The sequence below is a fragment of the Xylanimonas allomyrinae genome, from assembly GCF_004135345.1.
GTDB classification, from domain to species: Bacteria; Actinomycetota; Actinomycetes; order Actinomycetales; family Cellulomonadaceae; genus Xylanimonas; species Xylanimonas allomyrinae.
This window is the reverse complement of sequence record NZ_CP035495.1, coordinates 3089957-3108073: the sequence shown is the minus strand read 5'-3', so window position 1 is coordinate 3108073 and position 18117 is coordinate 3089957. Positions and strand designations below refer to the sequence as shown.

Sequence of the window (18117 nt, the reverse complement as noted above, 5' to 3'; positions counted from 1 at the left end):
GACCGGTGGGGCCTCACCCGGCGTCGGGCCGCCGGCGGGCGGACGCCGGCCGGACCCGCGAGACGCCCCAGGCGACGCCGAGGACGACGACGAGCGCGACCCCCACGGCCCGGGTGTCGATCCCGCCGACGCGGTCGAGCAGCGGCACCGCGCCCGGCCACGTGCTGGCGGCCAGCCCGGCCCACACGAGCATGCCGATCACCGACGCCGCCACGACGCACACGCCCGTCACGGTCAGGTTGTACCTCCGCCGCGCCGCCTGGGAGCCCAGTGCGGCGAAGCCGTACGCCTGCGACATGAGCACGCCGTCGGAGGTGTCGAGCAGCGACATCCCCGCCGCGAACGCCAGCGGCGTCGCGGCGGCCGTCCACACGGGGGCGTCGGCGCCGGCCGACAGCACGAGCAGCGTCACCGACGTCGCGGTGTCGAGGCCGAGGCCCATGAGCAGGCCCACGGGGAACAGGCCGCTGGCGCTCGAGGTGCGCGCCGTCAGGCGGCGCAGGACGGGGGTCAGCAGTCCGGTGGCGCCGCCGCTCACGGGCTCGGCGCGGCGGTACTGCCGCCACCAGGTCCGCCCGTTGACCACGGCGAGGACCGACAGCACCACGGCGGCCGTGACCGTGCCGACCCGCGACAGCGTGTCCACCACGCCCTCGGCGGTCCCCGCGGCGACCCATCGCAGCCCGGCCCAGCCCGCCGCCGTCGCGACGACGACGACGGCGGAGTGCCCGAGCGAGAACCACAGGCCCGTGGTCCGCGCGGGGGCGCCCAGCGTGGTCAGGTGCCGCGTCGAGGAGTCGATGACGGCGATGTGGTCGGCGTCCAGCGCGTGCCGCAGGCCGAGCAGGTAGGCCGTGCCGGCGAGCGCGAGCGCACCCGGGTGCCCCGCGACGAGGGCCGCGACGAGGGCCGCCAGTGCCGCCGCGTGGACGGCGGTGACGCCCAGCACGGCGGCGCGCACACCCGGCGCCGACGACGGCGGCGCACCCGCCCCGGGCACCGGGCCGACGGCAGTTGTGCTCATGGAGACTCCTTCATCTCGGTCGCACGTCAGGGGAACGTCAGCAGATGCGCGGGAGCTGCTCGCCCAGCGGGCGGTCGATGACCCGTTGCGCCCCGAGCCTGGTGCGTCCCACGAGCACGCCCGGGTGGGCGGCGGTGACCGTCCCGATGACGGCCGCGCCCTGGCCCGCGGGATCGGCTGCGATCGCGGCGAGGGCGGTGTCGGCGTCGGCGGCGGGCACGACGGCGACCAGCTTGCCCTCGTTGGCGACGTGCAGCGGGTCGAGCCCCAGGAACGCGCACGCGGCGGTGACCGCCTCGGGCACGGGGACGGCCCCCTCCTCGATGAGGATGCCGGCGTTCGAGTCGGCGGCGATCTCGGTCAGTGACGCGGCGATGCCGCCGCGGGTGGGGTCGCGCAGCACGTGCACGTCGACGCCCGCCGCGAGCAGGCCCGCGACCATCCGGTGCAGGGGGCGGAGTCGGTGCGCAGGGTGGTGCCGAACTCCAGCCCTTCGCGCTGGGAGAGGATCGCCACGCCGTGCTCGCCGATCGGTCCGGAGACGATGACGACGTCGCCCGGGCGGGCTCGCGAGGGGCCGATGCCGACGCCGGGCGGCACCACGCCGATGCCTGCGGTGTTGATGTACAGGCCGTCCGCGTGGCCCTGGCCGACGACCTTGGTGTCACCGGTGCCGATCGGCACTCCGGCGGCGCGCGCGGCCTGGCCCATCGCGTGCGCGACGCGGGCGAGCGTGCTCACCTCGAGCCCCTCTTCCAGGATGAGCCCGCACGAGAGCATGAGCGGGCGTGCACCGGACATCGCGAGGTCGTTGATCGTGCCGTGGACCGCCAGGTCCCCGATCGACCCCCCGGGGAAGAACAGCGGTGCCACCACGTAGGAGTCGGTCGAGAACGCGAGCCGGCCGCCGTCGGCCAGCTCGGGCGGGACGTCCAGCAGCACCGAGTCGCGCAGGCCGCCTGCGGGCGTGCCGCCGAACGCGGGCAGCAGGACCTGCTCGATGAGCTCGGCCGACAGGACGCCGCCGCCGCCGTGCCCGAGGACGACACGTTCGCCCGCGGGCACGGGCAGCGGGCAGCTCCACTCGTCGGGGGGCGCGATCTCAGGCACTGGCCGGCACCTCCAGGCGACGGAAGGCGTAGTAGGCGGCGCACGCACCCTCGGAGGACACCATGGTGGCGCCGAGCGGCGTGCGTGGCGTGCACAGGGTGCCGAAGGCGGGGCACTGCGACGGTTTGAGGTGCCCCTGGAGCACGTCGCCGGCACGGCAGTCGGGCGACTCCTCGACCACGAGGTCGTCGACGGCGAACCGGCGGCTCGCGTCGAGGTCGGCCCAGGCGTCCGCGAGCCGCCAGCCCGAGGCGGGGATGTCTCCGATTCCTCGCCACTTGCGGTCGCAGACCTCGAAGACGTCGGCGAGCACGTGCTGCGCCGCCGGGTTCCCCGCGGCGCTGACGGCGCGGGGGTAGGCGTTGCGCAGGGCGGGCGTGCCGGCCTCCAGCAGCTCGACCGTCTGGCGCACGCCTTCGAGCAGGTCGAGCGGCTCGAAGCCGGTCACGACGATCGGCACGCCGAACCGCTCGACGAGGGGCCCGTACTCGTCGGTCCCCATGACGGTGCACACGTGCCCGGCGGCGAGGAAGCCCTCGACGCGACACCGCGGGGACTCCATGACCGCGGTGATCGCCGGGGGGACGCGCACGTGCGAGACCAGCATCGAGAAGTTGCGCAGCCCGCGCTGCCGCGCGGCCACGACGGCCATGGCGTTGGCGGGCGCCGTCGTCTCGAACCCGACGCCGAAGAACACGACCTCGCGGCCGGGGTTCTCCGCCGCGATCCGCACGGCGTCGAGCGGCGAGTAGACGACGCGGACGTCGCCTCCGGCGGCCTTGACCTGGAACAGGTCCCGGCCGGAGCCGGGCACGCGCAGCATGTCGCCGAAGGAACAGAAGATGACCTCGGGACGTGCCGCGATCTCCAGGGACCGGTCGATCATCTCCAGCGGGGTCACGCACACCGGGCAGCCCGGGCCGTGGATGAACTCGACGGCGCCGCGCAGCAGGATGTCGATGCCGTTGCGGATGATCGAGTGCGTCTGGCCGCCGCACACCTCCATGAGGGTCCACTGCCGCGTGGCCCTGGCCTTGATCTGCTCGATGAGGCGGCCGGCGAGCACCGGGTCGGCGAACTCGTCGAGGTACTTCACGCCGGTACCGCCCCCGAGGCGGACGGGATGCCGAGCTCGTCCTCCAGCATCCCCAGCTCGCGGAACATCGCCAGCGTCTCGACCGCCGACTCCTCGTCGAGCAGGGTCAGGCCGAACCCGGCGTGCACGATGGTGTAGTGGCCGAGCCCGGCCTCCGGGAGGTACGCCAGGCACACGTCCTTGACCGCTCCGCCGAAGTCGACGTCGGCCATGCGCGTGCCCTGGTCGTCCCAGAGCCGCACGATCTTGCCGGGGATCCCGAGGCACATCTGCGTTCCTCCAGTCCTGCGTGGTCCGGCCCATCGTCGCCCGCCTGGCGCGGGCGTCCCCGGCGACGACGCACCTGGATCGGCGACCGGCACGTCGAGCGAACAGAGGCCGCTCGAGGCGTCAGCAAACGAGCCGCGAGGCGCCTGTGCGCGCCATGGCCGCGCACGTCGCGTCAGGCGCGCAAGGGGTCGCGGGCGGCGCCGTAGGGTCTCCGCGCTTTGTTGCGTTCAGCAACTATCACCGAGGAGACCCCCATGCCCTGTCCCGCATCCCGCGCAGCACGCCTGGCCCTGCCGCTGTCCGCCCTCCTGGCGCTCGGGCTCGCCACGGCGTGCAGCTCGCAGGACGACGCCACCGACGCCGCCGGCACCGCGCCCGCCGCGAGCCCCAGCCCCACCGCGAGCCCCACCGCGAGCCCCGCCGCGAGCGCAGAGGAGTGGTCGTACGACGGCGCCACCGGCCCGCAGACCTGGGGCGACGTCGCCGCGTCCTGCGCCGCGGGCGCCACCGGCTCCCAGTCGCCCATCGACCTCGACGAGGCGACCATGACGACGTCGGCGACCGAGACGCCGGTGTCCCTCGCCATGACGGCGGTGCCGTACGCGGTGTTCAACAACGGGCACACGGTCGAGGCCGTGCCCGAGGAACCCGGGAACGCCTTCACCGTGGACGGCGTGACCTACCAGGTGGCGCAGTTCCACTTCCACCACGGCAGCGAGCACACGCTCGACGGCGCCGGGTCCGCGATGGAGATGCACGTCGTCGGCAAGTCGGACGCCGGGGCGACCGCGGTGCTCGGCGTGCTGCTCGACGTCGGCGCGCAGAACGGCGCGCTCGGCGAGCTGTTCGCCAACCTGCCCTCGACGGTCACCGACGAGGACGGCGCGACGGCGCTCACGACACCGATCGACCTGAGCGCCGTGATCCCCTCGACCGCCACCGTGGCCCGCTACACCGGCTCGCTCACGACGCCGCCGTGCACCGAGGGCGTGGTGTGGGACGTGTACCTGACCCCGCAGACCATCTCGCAGGGCCAGCTCGACGCGTTCGCCGCGCTGTACCCCGACAACGAGCGGCCCGTGCAGGCGCTCAACGGCCGCGCGGTTTTCGAGGTCGCGGGGTCGTGACGGCGCCCGTCCGCCCAATCCGCGACGCCGAAGGAACGTGGCACGACGTCATGACATCTCGCCCGGCCCGGCTTCCTAGATTGCCGTCACCACTGCTTCGTCACGAAGGGGTCTGACAATGACGTCATCACTGACGCCCCCAGGACCAGCGCCCATCGACGTCGGCCGCTGGCGTGCGCCGACGCTCGGGGAGAACCTCGAGCAGTCCGGCGTCAGCCGCCGAGACTTCCTCGCGTTCTGCGGCGTGCTCGCCGGGATCTTCGCCATGGGCGACACCGCTCTCGCCCGCCCCGCGTCGGCCGAGCCGCTCACCGCCGAGCTGATCGCGGACAAGCTCTCGGCCGTCACCAAGCCCAACGTGGTGTGGCTCCAGCTCCAGGAGTGCACCGGCTGCATGGAGTCGACGCTCCGCTCGGGCGGCACCACGATCGAGGAGGCCGTGCTCAGCCTCCTGTCGGTCAACTACAACGAGCTCGTCATGGCGGCCGCGGGCGACGCCGCCAACAAGGCGCTGGACGAGACCAACAAGTCCGACCACATCCTCGTCGTCAACGGTTCGATCCCGCGCGGAGCGAACGGCGCCTACTGCACCATCGGCGGCAAGTCGGCCGAGCAGGTGCTGCGCGAGTCGGCCGAGCACGCCTCGGCGATCCTCGCCGTCGGCGCGTGCGCCGTCTGGGGGTCGGTGCAGGCGTCCAAGCCCAACCCGACGGGCGCCGTCGGCGTCGACGAGATCATCACGGACAAGCCCGTGGTCAACATCAGCGGCTGCCCGCCCATCGGGGAGGTCATCACGGCAGCCGTCGCCTACGTCCTGACCCAGGGCGAACTGCCGGCCGTGGACGGCGAGGGCCGGCCCACGTTCGCCTACGACCAGCGCATCCACGACTCGTGCCCGCGCCGCCCCCACTACGACGCGGGCCAGTTCGTGCGCACGTTCGACGACGAGGGCGCGCGCATGGGCTGGTGCCTGTACGACGTCGGGTGCAAGGGGCCGAGCACGTTCTCCGCCTGCCCCGTCATCCAGTGGAACCTGCACACGAGCTGGCCGATCGGTGCTGGTCACCCGTGCATCGGGTGCACCGAGAAGCACTTCTTCGACCGGTTCACGCCGTTCTACCAGACGCTGCCGAACGTGCCCGGGCTGGGCGTCGAGGCCACCGCCGAGAAGGTCGGCTGGGGTCTGGTCGGCGCGACCGCCGCCGGTGTAGGCATCCACGCCGGCCTGACGGCGCTGCGCCGGTCGCTCGCCCGCAAGCGGACCGCAGGCGAGCCGCTCGAAGCGCTGGGCGAGAAGGTCTGGCTCCCGGACCCGTCCGTGCGCCCGGCCGACGCACCGGCCGACGCACCCGCAGACCGCCGCCCTGCGGCCGGCCCCTCCCAGGAAGGCTGATCCATGTCGACCCGAGTCGTCATCGACCCCCTCACCCGCATCGAGGGTCACCTGCGCATCGAGCTCGAGACCGAGGGCGGTGCGATCCGCAAGGCGTGGAGCGAGACCACCCAGTTCCGCGGCATCGAGACGATCGTCCAGGACCGCGACCCGCGTGACGCCTGGGCGTTCGTGCAGCGCATCTGCGGCGTGTGCACCTCGGTCCACGCCATCGCCTCGGTGGTGGCCGTGGAGAACGCGATCGGCGCCAACCCGCCGCGGCAGGCCCGCCTGATCCGCGACATCGTGCTGGCCTCGCAGGAGGTCCAGGACCACGTCATCCACTTCTACCACCTGCACGCCCTGGACTGGGTCAACGTGCCGTCGGCCGCGACGGCGGACCCCGCCAAGGCGGTCGAGTTCGCGCGCTCCATCGGCTCGACCTGGAAGGGCAACACGATCGAGCGCATGACGGCGGTGCGCGACACCGTGCAGCAGATCCTCGACTCCGGGCAGCTCTCGATCTTCACCGGCGGGTACTGGGACCACCCCGACTACCGGCTGCCGGCCGAGGCCAACCTCATGGCGGTCGCCCACTACCTGGACGCGCTGGAGTTCCAGCGGTCGATGATCCGCATCGGCACCGTGTTCGGCGGCAAGAACCCGCACCCGAACTTCCTCGTGGGCGGGATGGCGTGCACGATCGACCTCGACCGGTCCGAGTCCATCAACCAGGTCCAGCTCGACCAGATCGCCGACTGGGTGGCCGAGACGCGCGACTTCGTCGCGTCGTGCTACCTGCCCGACGCGCTCGCGATCATGGGCGTGTACAAGGACTACTTCGACATCGGCGCGGCCCAGCCGAACTACCTCGCGGTCGGGCTGGCGGGCGCGACGTTCGGCGGCGACCCGGGCGCGTCGCGCACGACGTCGGCCCACACCGAGGTCAAGCCCGGCGTGCTGCTCGACGGCGACCTGTCCACCGTCCACCCGTTCGACCCGACGAAGATCGCCGAGTACATCGCATCGGCGTGGTACACCTACCAGGACGGCGACGACGCCGGCCTCGCACCCGCCCAGGGCGAGACGACCCCGCAATACACGGGCCCCAAGCCCCCGTTCGAGTGGCTGGCCGACGCCGACAAGTACACGTGGTGCAAGGCCCCGCGCTACGACGGCAAGCCCGTCCAGGTGGGTCCTGTCGCACGCATCCTGCTCGCCTACGCGCAGGGCCACCAGCGCACCTGCGAGCTGGTCGACGACGCCGCCGGCAAGCTCGGCATCACCGTCGACCAGCTCAACTCGACCGCGGGCCGCACCCTGGCCCGCGCCGTCGAGGCGATGATCTCCGCCGAGGCCCTGGCCGAGGTGACGTTCCCGCAGCTGGTCGACAACCTCAAGAAGGGCGACATCGACGTCTTCGACAACTCCCGCTGGGACCCGTCGACGTGGCCCGACAAGGGCGAGGGGTTCTCGTTCGTCGAGGTGGCGCGCGGCAACCTCAGCCACTGGGTGACCGTCGAGGACGGCAAGGTCGCGCGCTACCAGGCCGTGGTGCCCACGACGTGGCTCGCGGGCGGGCGCGACGCCGACGGCCAGCAGGGCCCCTACGAGGAGTCGCTGGCCGGCGCCGGCTCCCACCCGCTGCACGACGCCGCGCAGCCCCTCGAGCCGCTGCGCACCATCCACTCCTTCGACCCGTGCATGTCGTGCGCCGTGCACGTCCTGGACGTGGAGGGCGCCGAGCTCCAGGTCGTGACGTCGTGAGCGCCCCGGCCCCGCCGGCCGGCCTGCACGTCGGCGAGATCCACAGCTCGGGCGGCCTGAGCCACGGCCGCCTGCTGGCGCTCGCCGCCGCCGGCCCGGCGGACGCCACCGACCCGGTGGTGGGTGCCGCGGCCGCCGCGCTCGTCGCCGACCACCACGAGATCCCGGTCCCCGTCGTCGACCCGGGCGACGTCGACCCCGCGACGCGCACCCGCCGCTACTCGCTCGTGCGCGTCCGCGACCTCGCCCAGCCGGGCGGCGCGACCCGCGACGTCGTCGTCATGCGCGGGGCCATCCCCGACGTGCTCGCGGCCACGCGCTGCTCGCGCCAGCAGCGCTCCCTGGTCAAGAAGAACGCCGACCGTGCGTTCGTGCGCGGCGAGCGCCCTCTGGCGATCGCCGCCGCGCCCGTGAGCGCCGACGACGTCGTCGGCGAGTTCCGGTTGCAGGGGTTCGTCGCGGTGACGCCGTACGCGTCCCACGGCACGTCGGACGCGGGCGCCGCCGAGAGCGGCTGGACCCGGGTCGCCCTGTGGCCGGCGGCGCTGCGCCTGCAGCACTGGGCCAACGTCGCGCTGATCTTCGTGCTGAGCTGCACCGGGTACTTCATCATGGACCCCTTCTTCGGGCCCACCCCGGTCGACGGCGCCGCGTCCGGGTTCCTCATGGGCTGGGTCCGCCTCGTCCACTTCGTCGCGGCGTTCGCGTGGCTCGTGCTCGGCGTCACGCGCTTCGTGCTCACGTTCACCTCGCGCTACCGGAACATGCGCTGGCAGTCGTTCTGGCCGTTGTGGTCGAAGTCCGACGTGCGTCACCTCGGCGGCGCGGTCGCGCACTACGCGCTCATCAAGAACGACGGGCCCCTGTACCTGTCGCACAACCCGCTGCAGCAGCTCACCTACACCGCCCTGTACGCGGCGTGCGCCTTCCAGATGGCCACCGGGTTCACGCTGTACGCGCTCTACCACGTGCAGTCGCCGTTCTGGGCGCTGGTCGCCGCGCCGACCACCTGGCTGGGCGTCCCGACGATCCGGTTCCTCCACGCCGCGATCATGTTCGGCCTGTGGGCGTTCGTCGTGATGCACATCTACCTCGCGATCCGCGCCGACTCCCTCGAACGGCACGGCGGCGTCTCGTCGATGCTCAACGGCGGCGTGTGGGTGCGCCGCGGCGCGCACCCCGTCGACAGCCCTCCGATCGAGTGACGGGCGCATGACCGCGGTCACGGTGCTCGGGATCGGCAACCCGATCATGGCCGACGACGGGACCGGGCTGGCGCTCGCCGAGCGCCTGTCCCGGTCCTGCGCCGGCGACCCTCGCGTGGAGGTCGTGGACGGCGGCACCGGCGGCATGGAGCTCGTGCCCGTGGTGCAGGACGCCGAGCGGCTGCTCGTCCTGGACGCGGTCGCGGGCCCCGTCCCCGGCACCGTGGTGCACCTGACGGGCGACCAGGTCCCGCGTCTGCTCGCCACCAAGCTGTCCCCGCACCAGGTGGGTCTGCTCGACGTCCTGGCCGCCGCGCGCCTGCTGGGCCGCGAGCCACGGCAGGTGGAGGTCGTGGGCGTCGTGCCCGAGGTCGTCGACCTGCGGCTCGGCCTGTCCGACGTCGTCGCCGGCGTCCTCGACGTGGCGACCGCGACGGCACGCGGCGTCGTCGAGCGCTGGCTCGCCGAGGACGACGACGCGGGGCATCCGTGACCCGGCAGACCTCAGCGCGGGGCGTCGGCGAGGTCGGCGTACGCGACGGCGAGCTCGCGGCCCGCGACCAGCTCCCCCGACGGCGTCCCGCACTCCGGGCACACGAGCGCGTAGAGCACGTCGACGGGGACGTCGCGCGCGCAGCTCCCGCACCGCACCGCCGCCTGGACGACGTCGAGCTCCAGCCGCGACCCGGCCAGCACCGTGCCTGCCGTGGCGATCGGCCACGCCCCGGCCAGGGCCTCGGGCACCGCCCCGCTGAGCGTGCCCACGCGCAGGCCGACCTCCTCGACACCGGTCGCGCCGCGCTCGGCCGCGACCCGCTCGACGGCGGCGACGACCGAGCGCAGCAGGGTCAGCTCATGCATGGTGCGATCGTGGCACGGCATCTCACCTGCGAGGGGGTGCGATGACGCGTCTCGTCCTCGACGAGCTCCTCGACCCGTCCGAGGTGCGCGTCGTCGTCGACCGGGCGGCGGACGGGAGCGTGGCGCGCGCCCGCCTCGCGCTGAGCGACCTGCCGCGTGTCGAGCCGGTGCTCCTGGGGCGCCCCGTCGCGCGCATCCCCGCGCTCGTGGAGCGGCTGTGCGGGCTGTGCCCCGCGGCACACCACCTTGCCGGCGTGCGCGCGCTCGAGGCGCTGGGCGGTGCCGCACCGCTGCCGGCGCAGGCGACCGCCGTCCGGCGCCTGCTGCACCACGCGTCGGCCGTGCAGGCGCACGCGGCGCGCGCCGCGACCCTGGGCCGTGACCCGGCGGACGTCGCGGCGCTCGCGCGGTTCGCCGCCGACGCGCTCGCCGCGGCGGGCATGCCGTCGCACTTCCCGGCGACCGCCGTGCCCGGAGGGGTGCGCGTGACGGTGCCCGCACCGGTCCGCGAGGCGCTGCTCGCCGCGGTGCCCGACGCCGTCGCGGCGGCCCGGCGGATCGCGCTCGGCGCCCTCGCCGACGCCCCGGACCCGGCCGCCGCCCCGCTCGCCTTCACCGGGGCGGACGTCGCCCTGGTCGACGCGGACGGGCGGCCCGACCTGCTCGGCACCCACCTGCGCGCCGTGGCCGCGGACGGGACGGTGCTCCACCACGCGCAGCCGGCCGCACGTCTCACCGCCGTGCTCGCCGAGCAGCATCCGGGGGCCGCGGCGCCGCGCCCCTACCTGCGCATGCTCGGGCCCGACGCCGGTCGGTACCGGGTCGGGCCGGTCGCCCAGCTCGGCGTCGGCCCGCTCCGCACCCCGCAGGCCGCGGACCTTCAGGACTCGTGGGCGCGCGGTCCGCGCGCCGCGGCGCCCGCGCGCGCGATCATGGCCGTCGCGGCCGTCGAGGCCGTCGCGGAGGTGCTGTCGGACGGCGCCGTGTGCGCCCCGCCCGAGCCGGTCGCGGTCACGCTCACGGGGCTGCCCGCCGGGGCGTCCGGCGTCGGCTGGGTGGACGGCCCCCGCGGCCTGCTCGTGCACCGCTACGTCACGGGCGACGACGACGTGCTCCACGCCGCGACGATCCTCACCCCCACGGCGCAGAACGAGCCGTGGCTGGCCGACCTGCTGCACGCCGCGGCGCAGGGCGACGGCACGCAGGGCGACGGCACGAAGGACAGCACGCAGGACGGCACGGTCGGCCCGCTCGAACGCGCCGTCCGCGAGGCCGACCCGTGCCTGCCGTGCACCGCGGCCCCGCTCGGCGCGATGCGGCTCACGCTCACCGGTGCCCCCGACACCCCGGAAGGACGCTGACATGTGCGTCGCCATCCCCGCCCGCATCACGCAGATCACCCCCGGCGAGCTGCCGATGGCGCTGGTCGACGTCGCCGGCCGCTGCGAACCGTGCTGCCTCGCCTACCACCGTGACGCCGTCGTGGGCGACTACGTGCTGGTCCAGAACGGGTTCGCCGTGAGCCTGCTCGACCCGCAGGCCGCCGCCGAGTCGCTCGCGGCCTTCGCCGAGCTGGGGCTCGTCGGCCCCTGACGCCGGCCGGGCCTCAGGCGCCCAGGGGTTTGCGGAGCGGGGCGGCGGTGTTCTCGCGCAACCAGGCGACCCACGCGTCGATGCCCTCGCCGGTGCGCGCCGAGACCTCGATGGTCCGCACCTGGGGGTTGACGCGCGCGAGGTACTCGTAGAACCGGTCGAGGCTGAAGTCGAGGTGCGGCAGCAGGTCGGTCTTGTTGACCAGCACGACGTCGGCCGAGCGGAACATCACCGGGTACTTGGCGGGCTTCTCCTCCCCCTCGGTGACCGCGTACACCATGGCCCGCAGGTGCTCCCCGACGGCGAACTCGGCCGGGCACACGAGGTTGCCGACGTTCTCGACGAACACCAGGTCGAGCCCGTCGAGCGGGAGCCGGCTGAGCGCGTGGCGCACCATCGGGGCGTCCAGGTGGCACTCGCCGCCGAACCCGTCGGCCGTGTTGAGCAGGCTGACCCGCGCCCCGCCGGCCGCGAGCCGGTCCGCGTCGAGCGCCGTCTCGACGTCGCCTTCGATGATCCCGACCCTGCTCGCGTCGAGCGCGGCGAGCGTGCGGGCCAGCACCTCCGTCTTGCCCGCGCCGGGTGACGACATCACGTTGACGACGGTCACCCCGGCGGCGTCGAAGTCGGCGCGGTTGTGCGCCGCGCAGTGGTCGTTCTCGTCGAAGATGCGCTCGAGGACGGCGATGCGGTCGGATCCGGTCGCGTAGCCCGTGTGGTCGCCGACGTCCTCGTGCCGTGACGCGGGCTCGGGCACGTCGTGGTGCTGGCCGTGCTCGTGCGAGTGCTCGTGCGAGTGCTCGTGCGGGTGACCGTGCTCGTGCAGGTGCTCGTGCAGGTGCTCGTGCGGGTGCTCGTGGTGGCCGTCGCCGTCGTCGTGCCGGTGGAAGCGTCCCATCGTCTCTCCTTAGTGTCCGCCGCCCGGGCGGGCGGCCCGTCCTGCGTCGACGGCGCACCCCGCGTCGTCGGCGAGATCGAGGTAGGTCAGCACGAACTCGTCCCCGGCGACGACGTCGACGTCGACGCTCCCGCACGCGTCGCAGCGCAGCCACACCTCGCGCAGTCGCGTGCGGCTGCCGCACGCGGTGCAGCGCACCACGAGCGGCACGATCTCGAAGACGAGCGCGCTCCCGGCGAGCCCGGTCCCCCGCGTGACCACGGACCAGCACCGCTCGAGCGCCTCGGGCACGGCCTGGCGCAGCGCACCCAGCCGCACCCCGACGCGCTCGACGCCACGCCCCGCCCGGTGCTGCTCGGCGATCCGTGCGATCGACCGGCACAGCGCAAGCTCGTGCATGCCGCCCCTACCGCCAGTCGAACCGGTCGGGATCGGCGGCGGAACGCAGCCGTGCCGCCGCGACGACCGCCTGCCCGAGCGCGAGCCCGCCGTCGCCCGCCGGGACCACGGAGTGCGTGAGCACCTCGAAGCCCCGTGCGGTCAGCATGGCGCGGACGCCCGAGGCGAGGAGCTCGTTGGTGAACACACCGCCCGACAACCCCACCGTCGTGATCCCGGCACGGGCACGCGTGACCTCCGCCCACCGCACGACGCACGCCCCGACCCAGGCGTGGAAGGCCCAGGCAAGGTCTCCGTCGGGCACTCCCCGGCGTCGCGCCGCGACGATCTCGGCGAGCATCGGCGCCGGGTCGAGCACGCTCCCGCCCGGCTCCGCGAGCGCGACGGGCAGCACCAGCGGCGGGTGGTCCAGCAGGTTGCCCCCGGCGGCCGCTCGGGCGCACTGCTCCAGCTCGATCGCGGCCTGCGCCTCGTAGCGCTGCGCCTGGCAGACGTCGAGCAACGAGGCGACGGCGTCGAAGAGCCGCCCCATCGACGTCGAGCGGGCGACCGAGACCTCCGAGCGCAGCAGCCGGCGCAGCCACACGGCGCGCTCGCCCGCCTCGCGGACCGGTGCCAGGCCGTCGACCCAGGCGATGCCGGCGGCCTCCAGGTGCGCCAGCGCGATGCGCCACGGCTCGGCCACCGCGGCGTCCCCGCCCGGCAACGCCACCGGCCTCAGGTGCCCGACGCGCGCGAACCGGCCGACGTCGGGTCCCAGGAGCAGCGCCTCACCTCCCCAGATGTCGCCGTCCGAGCCGTAGCCCGTGCCGTCGAACGTCAGCACGAGCGCGCGGCTGCCCAGACGCCCGTGCTCCGCGAGCAGGGACACCGCGTGCGCGTGATGGTGCTGCACCCGCACGAGCGGCAGGCGGCCGTGGTTGCGCTCGGCCCAGCGCGTCGAGCGGTAGTCGGGGTGCAGGTCGCACGCCCATGCCTCGGGCCGAGCGTCGTAGAGCTCCGACAGGTGCCGTGCCGCGAGCGCGAGCGCGTCCTGCCCCCGAGCGACTCCATGTCCCCGAGGTGCTGGGACAGGAACGCGCGGCGACCGGCGAGGAGGCACGCGGCCGCCTTGAGCTCGCCGCCCACGGCGAGCACGGTCGGCGTCTGCTCCCACTCCTCCGTCGCGGGCCCGTCGAGCACGACCGGGAGCGGGGCGAACCCGCGCGAGCGGCGCAGCGGGACGACGGCGCCGTCGACCACGCGCACCACGGAGTCGTCGCACGGCACCGCGATCGGCCGGTCGTGCCCGAGGACGGCGTCCGCGACGCCGTGCAGCCGCTCCAGGGCCTCCTCGTCGCGGAAGCAGATCGGCTCGCCCGACAGGTTCGCCGACGTCATGACGAGCACGCGCGGCGCGCCGTCGGCGAACAGCAGGTGGTGCACGGGCGCGTAGGCGAGCATGATCCCCAGTTCGGCGGTACCGGGCGCGACCTCGCCCGACACGCGCAGCGCGGCGTCCGGACGGCGGCGCAGCAGCACCACGGGCCGTGCCGGGCGCGTGAGCTGCAGGGCCTGCTCCTCGCCCACCTCGGCGATCGACCGTGCCGTGGCGAGGTCCGGGACCATGAGGGCGAACGGCTTGGCGTCGCGGCCCTTGCGCCGGCGCAAGGCGCGCACCGCCAGGCCGTCGAGCGCCGAGCAGGCCAGGTGGAACCCGCCGACGCCCTTGACCGCCAGGATCCGCCCGGCCCGCAGCGCGGCCACCGCCCGGTCCAGGCACTCGTCGTCGCCCGACGGCGTGCCGCGCGCCCACCGCCCGGCACCGGGCTCGGCCCACCACAGCCGCGGGCCGCAGTCGTGGCACGAGACGGGCTGCGCGTGGAACCGCCGGTCGAGCGGGTCGTCGTACTCGGCCGCACACCGGGGGCACAGCGGCATGTCCGCGAGCGTGGTGCGGGGCCGGTCGTAGGGCAGCGACCGGATGATCGTGAACCGGGGCCCGCAGTCGGTGCACGTGATGAAGGCGTGCCGGTAGCGACGGTCGGCGGGGTCGAACAGCTCCCTCAGGCAGTTGTCGCACGTCGCGCCGTCGGGCGAGACGAGGGTGCGCGCGCCGTCCTCGCCGCCGGACTGCACGATGACGAAGTCGCGCACGTCGAGGTCGACGCGGCCGTGCTCGCGGCGCACCTCGGTCACGTGGGCCAGCGCCGGGGCGTCGGCCACGAGCCTTCGCGCCAGGTCGTCGAGAGCGTCGGTGGTTCCCTGCGCGTCGACGACGACCTGCACGCTGGTGTTGCGCACCGAGCCGACCAGGCCCAGCTCACGCGCCGTGCGGTACACGAACGGGCGGAACCCGACGCCCTGAACCACCCCACGGACGAGGAACGTGGCGCGCTGGACGGGCATGGCGAACTCCTGTGGCGAGGCGCGGCCGACGGCCTGCCCGCAGCGCCGCGCGCGAGCGACGCTAGGTCGAGATCGCCGCGCGGTCAGCGCAATGACGCACCGGGTTCCCGCGCATGACACGAACAGAGCACGCCTGCTCGCGCAGGGCTGCACGCACCGGGGAAACCCTTAGGGTTACCCGATGGCCCGCCCCTCGCTCTCCCGCGCGATCGCCTCGGTCTTCTGGCGGCTGAGCCGCTGGACACCCGTCGACGAGGACTTCCCGCGGCAGCCCGGCATCGTGCTGGGTGCCCCGCACACCTCCAACTGGGACTTCGTGCACATGCTGGCCCTCGCGTGGCGCAACGACGCCCCGATCCGCTGGCTCGGCAAGCACACGCTGTTCGCCGGGTGGCGAGGCCCGCTCATGCGCCGCCTGGGCGGCATCGCCGTCGACCGAGCCCACCCGCACCGGGTCGTCGAGGAGGTGCTGGCCGAGGTCGCCGCGGGACGCGTGTTCCACCTGATCATCACGCCCGACGGGACGCGCTCGGCGTCGGGCCCGTGGAAGAGCGGGTTCTACCGCATCGCCCGTGAGGCACACCTGCCGGTCACGCTGGGCTTCGTCGACCGCACGACGATGACCCTGGGCGTCGGCCCGACGATCGACCTCACGGGCGACGTCCCCGCCGACATGGACGTGATCCGCGCCTTCTACGCCGACAAGGCGGGCCACGACCCGTCGAAGCGCCGCGAGCCACGCCTCGCAAACGAGAACGGGGCAAGCGAGAAGGGGGCGGGCGAGAAGGGGGCGAGCGAGAAGGGGGCGGGCGAGAACGACACGGGCGAGGGCCGGCCGTAGCCGGCACGCCGCCCCGCGTTCACCAGCCGCGCACCTGCCGTCGCGCGGCTTCCGGCGGGTACGGCACCGGCCCCGGCGGCACCGTTCGCACCCGGATGCTCCACCGCTGGTGTGCGACGACGAGCGCCGTGGCCCCGAGGAACACGCCGAGCAGCAGCGCGACGCACACGCCGCCCGCCCAGGTCGCCGCCGAGGCCCGCGCGGTCGCCCTCGCCGCGGAGGCAGCCGCCGCTTCGACGTCGCCGCGCGCAAGCTCCGCCTGGGCGTCGGCCGCGACATCGTCGACGCCCAGCACGGTCTGCCCCACCCAGGAGAACGGGTCGCGACCGCTCGCGGCCGCGTCGCGGGCCTCGGCGACGGCGGGCATCACCGTCGCGGTGCGGTGCAGCAGCGGCGCGAGCTCGCCGTACCGCGTCGTGCTCGCCGCCGACTCGTACGCCTCGCGCGCCGCGTGCGGGACGGGCAGCCGGGCCGCCGTCGCCGCGGCGGCGACGGCGGCGGCCGCCTCGGGCGCCTCGCCCAGCGCGGCCACGGCCTGACCGGCATCGCGGAAGTCCCATGCGGTCATGGCTCGGCGCAGTCCGAGAGGCGGCAGCCACGCGCCGTCGGCGTCGTCGACGCGGGCGTACTCGGTGCGTGCGGCCGCCCGGTCGTCGAGCTCCGCGGCCTCGTCCGGGGTGACGACCCAGGTGCGGTAGGTCTGCTCGGCGCTCGTGACGCCGCCCCGGTCCTCGACGAGGTCGAGGAAGCGCCGCCAGTCGATCGTGCTGCTGGTCTCGGCCTTCGAGCCGGCCGGCTCGTACCCGCTCTCCCCCGCGTACGCGGCCGAGACGACGGCCGCGAAGGTCTTCTCGTCGAGCCCGTTCAACAGCTCGCTCATCGCGGTGAACGACGCCCCGTAGGCGTATTCCTCGACGTCGAACGCCCCCCAGTCGTCGACCGACCACGCCGTCAGCGGGACGGCGGCGGGCGCGGCCCGGTCGGGCGTCGGACGGGGCGTCGGGTTCCCGTCGGTCTCGGTGACGACCCGCTGCGCCACGACCTCGGTCAGGCCCTCGGCCAGCCAGCGGTCGGTGAACCGTCCGTAGTCGAACCAGGCGTGCCCCATCTCGTGGTAGAGCGTGTCCGCGTCCAGGTCCTCCGAGACGACGATGTCGTCGTGCACGCTGTCGAACCAGGCGTACCGGAGCGCCCGCGGCGCGACGTCCTCGCGGATCGACTCGAGCCCACCGGGCCACGGCATGCCGACGATCCGTTCGAGCACGGGCATCCCCTCGGTGACGTGCGCTGACACGAACTGCGCCCAGGCGGTGTCACCCGGGAAGCTGTCGAGCGTGATCGTCGTGCCGCCGACGGTGACGACATCCTGGTCCGCGAGGTGCGGGTCGCGCGCCGAGACGACGGCCCAGATCCCGTCGTCGTTGGTCGAGGTCTCGGTGACGTACCGCACGACGTCTCCGTCGGGCCGCTGCAGGAAGTCGCCGTCCGACGTGTCGACCTTCATCGAGGTCGGGGCGACCACCTCGGCCGACACCTGGCCGGGGTCCCCGACCGCCTGCACGAAGAACGACGCGTAGCCGGGCCCGACGCGGTTGAGGTTCGCGGAGCGCACGGGTGCTCCCGGGATGAGGTAGCTCCACTCGATGGTCCGTGACCGGCCCTGGTACAGCGGCGCGAAGGTGACGCGGGCCAACTGCGTCGTCGGGTCCTCGGTGTCCTCGACGCGCACGGTGAGCGCGCGTCCGTCGCTGGTCGCCGTCGCCGCCGTCGCGCCCGCGGGGACGGGCAGTCCGAACGCGTCGTAGTAGTAGCTCCACCCGGCCGTGTCCACGGTCCGGTTGCGGAGGGTCATCGTCACGCTCACCCGGACGGGGCCGCCGGCGGCGTCGATCACGTAGTGCGCGTGGGACTCGACCGCCAGGCCCGCGTCGAGGGCCTCGGCAGGCCCGGCTCCCACGGTGCCGGTCGCCATGGTCGCCACGAGCGCGGCGAGCACGAGCAGTCCGCGGCGTCGCGGCCGTCGCGGCACACGGTCACTCATCTGGTCCCCCCGGGTGTCCCGGCACCACCGTGGGCTGGGCACGCGCACTGTAGCTCCGGATGCGACAGGGTTGCTGACATCTGACATGCGTCGGCGCACCGCGTGGGGTAACTGTGGACCTCGAA

At 74.3% G+C, this 18117-nt stretch carries 18 protein-coding genes and 1 pseudogene; 8 read left to right on the top strand and 11 right to left on the bottom strand.

The window, feature by feature from the left end; translation table 11 throughout:
* Positions 1-13: 13 nt before the first annotated feature.
* Genes ET495_RS14020 through ET495_RS14005 form a run of 5 tightly spaced genes read right to left on the bottom strand, consistent with a single transcriptional unit; the run spans position 14 to position 3499 of the window.
* Positions 14-1024, bottom strand: coding sequence for a HoxN/HupN/NixA family nickel/cobalt transporter (locus tag ET495_RS14020; protein ID WP_129205304.1), 1011 nt, complete (start codon positions 1022-1024; stop codon positions 14-16).
* A 37-nt stretch (positions 1025-1061) separates the two neighbouring features.
* Positions 1062-1466 carry an AIR synthase-related protein gene (locus ET495_RS18930; RefSeq protein WP_245993088.1) on the bottom strand — a complete coding sequence of 135 codons (405 nt, stop codon included), beginning with the start codon at positions 1464-1466 and terminating at the stop codon, positions 1062-1064.
* The gene (locus ET495_RS14015) at positions 1385-2134 is read right to left on the bottom strand and encodes an AIR synthase related protein (protein WP_245993087.1); all 750 of its coding nucleotides are present in this window, start codon (positions 2132-2134) and stop codon (positions 1385-1387) included. Before ET495_RS14015 ends, ET495_RS18930 begins: the two co-directional genes overlap by 82 nt.
* Positions 2127-3230, bottom strand: coding sequence for a hydrogenase formation protein HypD (hypD, locus tag ET495_RS14010; RefSeq protein ID WP_129205303.1), 1104 nt, complete (start codon positions 3228-3230; stop codon positions 2127-2129). Before hypD ends, ET495_RS14015 begins: the two co-directional genes overlap by 8 nt.
* Positions 3227-3499 (bottom strand): HypC/HybG/HupF family hydrogenase formation chaperone, encoded by a 273-nt coding sequence (locus tag ET495_RS14005; protein WP_129205302.1) that lies wholly within the window; start codon positions 3497-3499, stop codon positions 3227-3229. Before ET495_RS14005 ends, hypD begins: the two co-directional genes overlap by 4 nt.
* Positions 3500-3754: 255 nt before the next feature.
* On the opposite strand from ET495_RS14005, the gene ET495_RS14000 reads away from it, so the two are divergent.
* From ET495_RS14000 to ET495_RS13980, 5 genes are all read left to right on the top strand, one after another.
* Positions 3755-4627 (top strand): carbonic anhydrase, encoded by an 873-nt coding sequence (locus ET495_RS14000; RefSeq protein WP_129205301.1) that lies wholly within the window; start codon positions 3755-3757, stop codon positions 4625-4627.
* 118 nt (positions 4628-4745) lie between these two features.
* Positions 4746-6020 carry a hydrogenase small subunit gene (locus ET495_RS13995; protein ID WP_129205300.1) on the top strand — a complete coding sequence of 425 codons (1275 nt, stop codon included), beginning with the start codon at positions 4746-4748 and terminating at the stop codon, positions 6018-6020.
* Between the two features lie 3 nt (positions 6021-6023).
* Positions 6024-7766 (top strand): nickel-dependent hydrogenase large subunit, encoded by a 1743-nt coding sequence (locus ET495_RS13990; protein WP_129205299.1) that lies wholly within the window; start codon positions 6024-6026, stop codon positions 7764-7766.
* A complete protein-coding gene (gene cybH / locus ET495_RS13985) occupies positions 7763-8971 on the top strand; it encodes a Ni/Fe-hydrogenase, b-type cytochrome subunit (RefSeq protein WP_211340853.1) in 1209 nt (402 codons plus the stop codon). Before ET495_RS13990 ends, cybH begins: the two co-directional genes overlap by 4 nt.
* A 7-nt stretch (positions 8972-8978) precedes the next feature.
* Entirely contained in the window at positions 8979-9464 is a 486-nt protein-coding gene (locus ET495_RS13980; protein ID WP_129205297.1) for a hydrogenase maturation protease, read from the top strand.
* 11 nt (positions 9465-9475) lie between these two features.
* Here ET495_RS13980 and ET495_RS13975 read toward each other — a convergent pair whose 3' ends face one another.
* A complete protein-coding gene (locus ET495_RS13975; RefSeq protein ID WP_129205296.1) occupies positions 9476-9832 on the bottom strand; it encodes a hydrogenase maturation nickel metallochaperone HypA/HybF in 357 nt (118 codons plus the stop codon).
* Positions 9833-9873: 41 nt separating this feature from the next.
* On the opposite strand from ET495_RS13975, the gene ET495_RS13970 reads away from it, so the two are divergent.
* Positions 9874-11193 (top strand): nickel-dependent hydrogenase large subunit, encoded by a 1320-nt coding sequence (locus tag ET495_RS13970; RefSeq protein ID WP_129205295.1) that lies wholly within the window; start codon positions 9874-9876, stop codon positions 11191-11193.
* 1 nt (position 11194) lies between these two features.
* Positions 11195-11425 carry a HypC/HybG/HupF family hydrogenase formation chaperone gene (locus tag ET495_RS13965; RefSeq protein ID WP_129205294.1) on the top strand — a complete coding sequence of 77 codons (231 nt, stop codon included), beginning with the start codon at positions 11195-11197 and terminating at the stop codon, positions 11423-11425.
* A 13-nt stretch (positions 11426-11438) separates the two neighbouring features.
* Here the strand turns inward: ET495_RS13965 and hypB are convergent, their stop codons facing one another.
* From hypB to hypF, 4 genes and pseudogenes are all read right to left on the bottom strand, one after another.
* Complete coding sequence (gene hypB / locus ET495_RS13960) at positions 11439-12323, bottom strand: hydrogenase nickel incorporation protein HypB (RefSeq protein WP_129205293.1); 885 nt, start codon at positions 12321-12323, stop codon at positions 11439-11441.
* A 9-nt stretch (positions 12324-12332) separates the two neighbouring features.
* Positions 12333-12722: a hydrogenase maturation nickel metallochaperone HypA gene (locus ET495_RS13955; protein WP_129205292.1), complete on the bottom strand. Its 390-nt coding sequence runs from the start codon at positions 12720-12722 to the stop codon at positions 12333-12335.
* A 7-nt stretch (positions 12723-12729) separates the two neighbouring features.
* The gene (locus tag ET495_RS18240) at positions 12730-13593 is read right to left on the bottom strand and encodes a Kae1-like domain-containing protein (protein ID WP_211340852.1); all 864 of its coding nucleotides are present in this window, start codon (positions 13591-13593) and stop codon (positions 12730-12732) included.
* Between the two features lie 42 nt (positions 13594-13635).
* Positions 13636-15110: pseudogene (gene hypF / locus ET495_RS13950) on the bottom strand (carbamoyltransferase HypF); the annotation flags it as partial.
* 181 nt (positions 15111-15291) lie between these two features.
* On the opposite strand from hypF, the gene ET495_RS13945 reads away from it, so the two are divergent.
* A complete protein-coding gene (locus tag ET495_RS13945; RefSeq protein WP_129205291.1) occupies positions 15292-15951 on the top strand; it encodes a 1-acyl-sn-glycerol-3-phosphate acyltransferase in 660 nt (219 codons plus the stop codon).
* Positions 15952-15970: 19 nt separating this feature from the next.
* Here the strand turns inward: ET495_RS13945 and ET495_RS13940 are convergent, their stop codons facing one another.
* Positions 15971-17992 carry a hypothetical protein gene (locus ET495_RS13940; RefSeq protein WP_129205290.1) on the bottom strand — a complete coding sequence of 674 codons (2022 nt, stop codon included), beginning with the start codon at positions 17990-17992 and terminating at the stop codon, positions 15971-15973.
* Positions 17993-18117 lie beyond the last annotated feature (125 nt).